The following is a 6,360-nucleotide window of genomic DNA, read 5'->3' as shown; positions in this document are numbered from 1 at the left end:
GCGTCTTGAACATGTTGACGATGGTGTCGCGCAGGTTCGCCGCGAAGTCCTTGCCGCTTTCGAATCCGCGCATGAGCGCGTCGGTGATGCTGTCCTGAATGCGCTCGGCGGTGCGCTCCCACTCGCGTGCCGCATCCTTGGCGCTTTCGATGGCGGCGTCGCTGGCCTCCTTGCGGCCAATCGCCTCGGCCAGTTGCTTGCGCGCGTCGATTTCGCGCTGTATGGCCAGCACCTCTGCGTCGCGGTCGCCTTCGGCCATCATAGCTGCCTGGCGCTCGCGCAGTCGGGCGATGGCCACCTCTTCGAGCGCCTGCGCCAAGGTGATGTTCTTTTCAGCCGCGATGGTGAGCGCTTTCTCTTCGTCGAGGAGTCGCTGCAGTTGCTCCTCGGCTGACGCGGCGCTGCGCTCCAGCGCCCCGATGCGCTCGAACTCGGCCTTGGCGGCGGCCTCCATGGCCTCGGCCTGCTGCTTGATCGCGTCGGCCTGCTCCTTGGCCAGGTCTTTGGCAAAGGGCTGCTGCTCGAGCAGCTGCGCCTGCGCGGCCACCAGCTGCTCGAGGCTGATCTTGCCGGCCTGGAAGGCGGCGGACAGGTCTTTCCACTGCTCGGCAAAGCCGGCCGACAGACCGCCGCTCTGCGCGGTCAGGTCGCCGTAAAGCTTGACGCCGCGCTCCACGCTCTTGGCGAAATCGTCGGCGGCCTTCTTGGCCTCATTCGACCCGGTGACGATCTTGCCGAAGGCCGATGTGGCCGACTGCGCCAAGCGCGCCAGGCGCGCATCCTCGGCGCGGGTGTCCACGCCCTGCAGCGACGTGCGCGCCTGCTCGGCCAGGCGGCGCTGGCTCAGGATGCGCTCGCTCAGCGCGTCCACCTCGCGGCGGGCTTTTTCGGCGTCCTCGCGCATCAGCCGGCCGATCTCGCGCGCCTGGGCGAACTGGCCGCTGGCCACAGCCACGGCTTGCGCGGCCAGGCCGCCCAGCTCCGTGCCGATCTGCTTGATGACGTAGGCCACGTTGACGCCCAGCACCGCCACCGTCTCGAACACGGTGGCGATGCCGTCGCTGAACACGCTGGCCTGCTGGCCGGCGCTCTGCGCATCCTTGAACGCGCGGGCGATACCGTCCAGCGACTCCGAGGCCGCCTGCAGCGCACCGGCGAGCGTCGTGCTCGAGCCGCTCACGCGGTCAATTTCACCCACCAGCTTGGTGGCGCTGTTCTGCACCTGGGTGAACGCCTGGCCGACCGTCACCACGCTGTTTTGCACCTCGCTGGCCAACACGCCGGCCTGCGACTGCAGCGCGCCGATCACGGCGTCGGCCGTCAGCTTGCCTTCTTCACCAAGCTTGCGCAGGGCGCCGGTGGACACGCCCAGGCCATCGGCCAGCGCACGCGCCAGGCGGGGCGCCTGCTCCAGAATGCTGTTTAACTCCTCGCCGCGCAGCACGCCCGACGCCAGGCCCTGCGACAGCTGCACCAGCGCCGCCTGCGACGCGGCCGCCGACTGGCCGCCCACGGTGATCGCGTTGCCGATGGTCTCGGTCAGGCGCAGCAGCTGCTGCTGACTCAGGCCCAGCGACTCGCTGGCCCGCGCGATGGAGGCGAACGTGCCACCCAGCTCGGTGAACGAGACGCGCGAGCGCTGCGCAATGTCGAACAGCTGCTGGTAGGCCTGCGTGGCCGCCTGCGTGCTGCCGGTGGCCAGCTTGAGCTGGTTCTGCAGCTGCGTGACCGCATCGGCCGCCTGCACGAAGGCCCGCACCGACACCACGCCGGCAAACGCGCCGGCCATCTGCTGCAGGGCGCTGCGCACGCTCTCAGCCGTGTTGCCCAGGGCGTCCATGCCACCCTGCACGCGCCGCAGCCCAGCCTCGGCCTGAGCTGCGCCGTCAAGGGTGAGTTTGATGCCGACGTTGGCCACGCTCATGGGTTACATCCTTCCAGGAACGGGCAGCCCGGATGCCGCGCGCTCCTGCCGCTCGCGCTGCTCAGCCCAAACGTCCAGCGTGGCGCGCTCGCAGGCCTGGATGCCGGCGAACACCTCGCGGCGTTCGTCGCGTTGCAGGTCCTGCTCGTCCAGGAATGCGCGCACGCCCGCGTAATCGAGGCCGGTGGCGCCGCCCATGCCGACGCGCCACTGCGTTTGCACGCCCTGCCAGCAGGACCACGCGCGCACGTTGTCGGGCCACAGATAGGCGACGCGCTCGCCGGCCGGTTGATCCAGCAGCCCAAGCGCAGCGATGGCGCTGGTCCATGCGTTGTGGGGGTCCGGCTGATTCTTTCCATGCATGGCCTGGGATTCGGCAACCTCGCGCGCCACCGCGCTCAGTTTTTTTCCTTCGCTCCCACCTCGGTCAGGTACGTGCGGAAGGCCAGGGCCGCGATTCCGGGAATTCGGCACAGCGCGCGCAGGTTGTCCTCGGTGAACGGCAGGGGCTTGTCGTCCGCGTCCTTGACGCCGGACCAGTCCTCGACCACATCGGCCAGAAAGTCGATGACGCTGGCGTCGCTCTCGCTGCGCAGCTTGGCCTGGATCTGCTCGGAGTCCAGCCGCATGCAGGTCAGGGAAAAGTCGAACGGCTGATCCACGCCGGCCTCGTCCTTGAGGGTGCCCTTGACCTTGAAGCGAACGGTGTTGGAGATAACGATCTTGATTGCCATGTGAGTGCCCGATGTTGTTGGTGTTGCCCGATGGAAAGCGCCCGATGGAGGGGCGCGGCGTGGCAGGCTCGGGGCCGACCTGCCCTGCGGCTGGCGCCGCAGTGCCGCGCGAACGGGAGCCGTCAGACGGCGTAGGACATGAACCGGCCGAGCAGCGTGATGGCCGCGTTGACCTGGTTGGCCTGGTTGCGGTTGAGCTGGGGCGCCTCGGACACCGACATGTAGCCGTAGCCGTACGCCACCGCACCACCGGACAGCACCATCTTGAAGGCCACCTTTTCCAGCGTGCGGCTGATGTCCAGCATCTGCTGGTAGTTGGCGTTGTCGGGGTCGTGGCCCAGCGTGACGTTGATCGACATGGCGTTGAAGCCGGTCGGCACGTTGATGTCGTTGCGCTTGGCCAGCGGGCTGATGGTCGTGAAGCGGGCGTCACCGCCCGACGTGCTGATGCCCAGCACCTGCGGAATCTCGACCCAGGTGCTGATCTTCTGCGCCTCGCCAGCGCCAGAGCCGGCGGGGTAGAAGTTCAGGTTGACCGAGTTCAGGCCGAGGAGCTGGAACGTGTCGGCGGTCTGCTGATCGACGCGGAACACGGTGTCGGTCGCATCCTCCCAGCCAGAAGTCAGCAGGATCTCGTCGCCGTCCACGTAGCCGTGGGCGGTGGCGGTGGCGACCGCCGGGCTGGCGTTGGTGATGGCACTCACCGTCTTGGCGGCGGCGAACGTCTTGCTGAAGTAGAACTTCGAGCCTTCGGGGAAGTAGTAGGCCATGGCGGCTTTCCTTTCGGGGTTACAAGCTGGCGCCCACCGTCATCTGGCGGGCATTGATCTGAAGGGTGGCGCAGACGACGTTCTCGCCGTCCACGTCGTAGTCGTAGGCGATGGCCTGCGGCTGCAGGGCCGTCACCGCACCGCCCAGGGTCGGGTCTTGGAGCAGCCGCGCGTAGACCGCCTCGAGCAGGGCATCCACCGCCACATCGGGCGCGATGCCTTGCGGGGCGCGGGCGTAGCACTCGACGATGATCTGCGTCGTCCAGGCGTAGGGGTGGCCCGTCGGCAGCTCGGCGTCTTGCACGTCGCTGCCCAGCGGGCGCACCACCACCGCGGTGCCGGCGCTCGCAGGCAAGGCCCGCAGGCGCACGCGCTCGACACGGTTGGACACGGCGGGGGCGGCCTTGAGGGCGTCCACCACCGCGGTCACGGCGTCGTTGACCATGCTCATGCCGACACCTCCAGCAGCAGGCGGCTGAAGCCCGTGCCATCCGGCTCGTGCGCGGCCACCAGGTAGCTGTCGGCGCCGACGGTGAGCAGCTGCCCCACCGGATCGCCGGCGGGCGTGGGACAGGTGAACACCGGCTGCGCGCCGGCCATGCCCACCAGGCCCACGTTGCCCAGCGCGTAGCCGCGGTCCAGGATGCCCCGCACCGGCGGGCCAGCCAGCGTCGCTTCCACCCCGAACTCGCCGGGGTTGAAGAACACGGTGATGGGGTCTTGGATCACGGCGCGGCCCTTGGCGTGTGCGGCTCAGGTCAGGTCGTGACGGCGTCCACCATGGTGGCGAAGGACTCGGTGTAGCGAACCGCCACATCGACGTCCTGCAGGGCCACCACGCGCACGGTGCCGGCGGTGCTGCCGGTGTAGGGATCGACCATCAGGTCGAGGCCGCCCCACATGCCGATCACCAGGTCGCGGAAGTTGCCGAAGATGATGGCCGACAGGTTGGAGCCGCTGCCCTTGGTCAGGTTGGACGGCACCGCGTTGGTCACCGCGGCGCGGTAGCCGTTGACCGGCGTGTCGCCCGACTCCCACACAAAGCCGTTCTGGCCCGACACCTTGGACGTGGTCTTGAGCTTGCCGCGCACCTTGGCGTTGGTCAGGTAGGCCATGTTCTCGACCAGCGCGTTGGCCACCGCCACGTCGCTCTCCAGCTCCACGATGTGCGCCCAGGTCGGGGCCGCGCCATCGGTGCCGCCGGCCACGCTGGGGGTGATCAGCGTGAGCAGACCGCTGGGCTGGTTGCTGTTGCCGGTGCCGCTGATTGCGGCCTGCTGAATGGCCAGGCCCAGCACAGCGGCCAGGTCGGTCTGCACCATCGACTCGACGTCGATGGACGACTGCAGCAGCAGCTTGCGGCTGATCTCGGTCCAGGCGCCCACGGTCTTGGGCGACATCGTCACCTGGCCGATGGTCTGCTGCGACTCGGTCGGCGCGTTGGACTCGGCCACCCAATAGGCGGTCGCGGCGCCGGTCTGCTTGGGGATCGCCACGTTGCCGACCAGGCCGGTCAGCATCTGCGTGCCCAGGCCCGGCAGCACCATGGCGTTGCGCAGCACCTCGATGAAGCTGCCGGCCAGCAGGTCGGTGGCCACCAGGTTGCCGCCGGCGGTCGGGGTGCCGACGACCAGGTCGCGCTGCTGCACCTCGAACGGCACCAGGAAGCCGCGGGCCTGCTTGCCCAGCTTCTGCGACACCGCGTCGGACACCTCGCGCTCAAACGCGGCGGCGCGCTGCGCACCGGCGTCGGTCGGGTTGGCCAGCGCGTTGATGGCGCGCATCACGCTGTAGCGCTTGACCTCCTTCTTGTCCATGCCGATGTCGGCGGTCGGCACCGGCTTGCTGGCCAGCTTCTCGATGGCCTCGCGCTGGAACTGCTCGACCGTCAGGCCGCGCTGGATGGCCGACATGGCCAGCTCGGCGCCGCCCGGGATGGACGCGGCGATCTTGGTGATTTCGGCAGCGTGGTTGCGCTGCTCGATGACTTCGACTTTATCAGTCATGGCTTTTTCCTCAGAGATGGGGGTGAGTTGCGCTTCGGAATCCGAAGCTGCGGCGGCTGCGGGGGCGGACTCGACGGCCGCGGGCGCGTCGCCCGCGTCATCGGCGCTGCGGCCGACGCCAACGGTTGCGTCTGCCGGCACGGACACCAGCGAGACCTCGAAAGGCTCCCAGTCTGTGACGCGATAGGTTTCCAGCCCATCCTTCGTCTCGACCAGTTGCGCCTTGTGGATGATGTAGCCGACGGACACGTTGCGGCGGATGCCGTCGCGCACGTCCTGCCACACTTCCTCCGCTCGAGCGCTTTTCCCGAAGCGCACCACGGCGCGGGCCACCCGGTCCGCGCCGATCTCGACGGATTCGACGACGCCCACGACATCCTTCCAGTCGTGGTCCACCAGCAGGTTGGCGCCAGAGCGCAGACGGCCCTGGCGCATGGACGTGGCGGTCACGTCCAAAATCTCGATACCCCAGATGCGCTCGTAGGGCGTCTCGCTCGCAAAGGCCAGCGTGGCCGTGCGCGCGTCCTCATCAATCGCCTGGCGATCCACCAGCAGCGAGCGCTCGGCGCGCCCCTTCTGCAGGTGACGGGCCAGGTTGGCGGGCAGGTGCTTGTTCATGCCGCCATTGCACCGGCGAGCGCCTTTCATCCGCTACCCAAGCGATGCAAAAAAACACCCGCCGGGCGGCGGGTGCAACGGTGGAATCCCCGACCCACTGGAGACATTCAGATCAGCGCCAGCTCCTCCTCGCGGCGGCGACGGGGGCGGCGCGGCCGCAGGGGGATGGGCACGGACGCCACAAAGCGCCACGGGCGCCCGCCGCCCTGCGCCGGCGTCTCGGGTGGCGCAGGCGGGGGATCGCCGCCGGTGACCGTGCCCGCGCCGGCCAGCCAGTCGTCGCCGGCCTCGGCCGCCGACAGCGCACC

General features: G+C 68.9%; 8 protein-coding genes. All 8 read right to left on the bottom strand.

The features are described from left to right. Nucleotides 1-1,924 (bottom strand): tape measure protein (locus ACK42S_RS14550; protein WP_409709013.1); only part of this gene is annotated, 1,924 nt, incomplete at its 3' end. A 3-nt stretch (nt 1,925-1,927) separates the two neighbouring features. After that, complete coding sequence (locus ACK42S_RS14545; protein ID WP_409709010.1) at nt 1,928-2,287, bottom strand: DUF1799 domain-containing protein; 360 nt, start codon at nt 2,285-2,287, stop codon at nt 1,928-1,930. Between the two features lie 35 nt (nt 2,288-2,322). Next, nucleotides 2,323-2,658, bottom strand: a complete 336-nt coding sequence (locus ACK42S_RS14540; RefSeq protein ID WP_409709007.1) for a hypothetical protein — start codon at nt 2,656-2,658, stop codon at nt 2,323-2,325. A 122-nt stretch (nt 2,659-2,780) separates the two neighbouring features. Continuing rightward, entirely contained in the window at nt 2,781-3,428 is a 648-nt protein-coding gene (locus ACK42S_RS14535; RefSeq protein WP_409709004.1) for a phage tail tube protein, read from the bottom strand. Between the two features lie 19 nt (nt 3,429-3,447). Next, nucleotides 3,448-3,879 (bottom strand): hypothetical protein, encoded by a 432-nt coding sequence (locus tag ACK42S_RS14530; RefSeq protein WP_409709001.1) that lies wholly within the window; start codon nt 3,877-3,879, stop codon nt 3,448-3,450. Next, nucleotides 3,876-4,157, bottom strand: coding sequence for a hypothetical protein (locus ACK42S_RS14525; RefSeq protein ID WP_409708998.1), 282 nt, complete (start codon nt 4,155-4,157; stop codon nt 3,876-3,878). Before ACK42S_RS14525 ends, ACK42S_RS14530 begins: the two co-directional genes overlap by 4 nt. Nucleotides 4,158-4,186: 29 nt before the next feature. Beyond that, nucleotides 4,187-6,052: a phage major capsid protein gene (locus tag ACK42S_RS14520; RefSeq protein WP_409708995.1), complete on the bottom strand. Its 1,866-nt coding sequence runs from the start codon at nt 6,050-6,052 to the stop codon at nt 4,187-4,189. A gap of 107 nt (nt 6,053-6,159) precedes the next feature. Further along, nucleotides 6,160-6,360, bottom strand: a 201-nt coding sequence (locus ACK42S_RS14515) for a hypothetical protein (RefSeq protein ID WP_409708992.1), incomplete at its 5' end; no start/stop codon positions are given.

It is taken from the genome of Caldimonas sp. (genome assembly GCF_046289365.1).
Classification (GTDB): domain Bacteria; phylum Pseudomonadota; class Gammaproteobacteria; order Burkholderiales; family Burkholderiaceae_C; genus Caldimonas.
This window is presented reverse-complemented; position numbering and strand designations above follow the sequence as displayed.

Excerpts from the sequence above, each read along its gene's own strand:
- ACK42S_RS14545 (WP_409709010.1), bottom strand. The coding sequence starts at position 2,287 with ATGCATGGAAAGAATCAGCCGGACCCCCACAACGCATGGACCAGCGCC.
- ACK42S_RS14540 (WP_409709007.1), bottom strand. The coding sequence starts at position 2,658 with ATGGCAATCAAGATCGTTATCTCCAACACCGTTCGCTTCAAGGTCAAG.
- ACK42S_RS14535 (WP_409709004.1), bottom strand. The coding sequence starts at position 3,428 with ATGGCCTACTACTTCCCCGAAGGCTCGAAGTTCTACTTCAGCAAGACG.
- ACK42S_RS14530 (WP_409709001.1), bottom strand. The coding sequence starts at position 3,879 with ATGAGCATGGTCAACGACGCCGTGACCGCGGTGGTGGACGCCCTCAAG.
- ACK42S_RS14520 (WP_409708995.1), bottom strand. The coding sequence starts at position 6,052 with ATGAACAAGCACCTGCCCGCCAACCTGGCCCGTCACCTGCAGAAGGGG.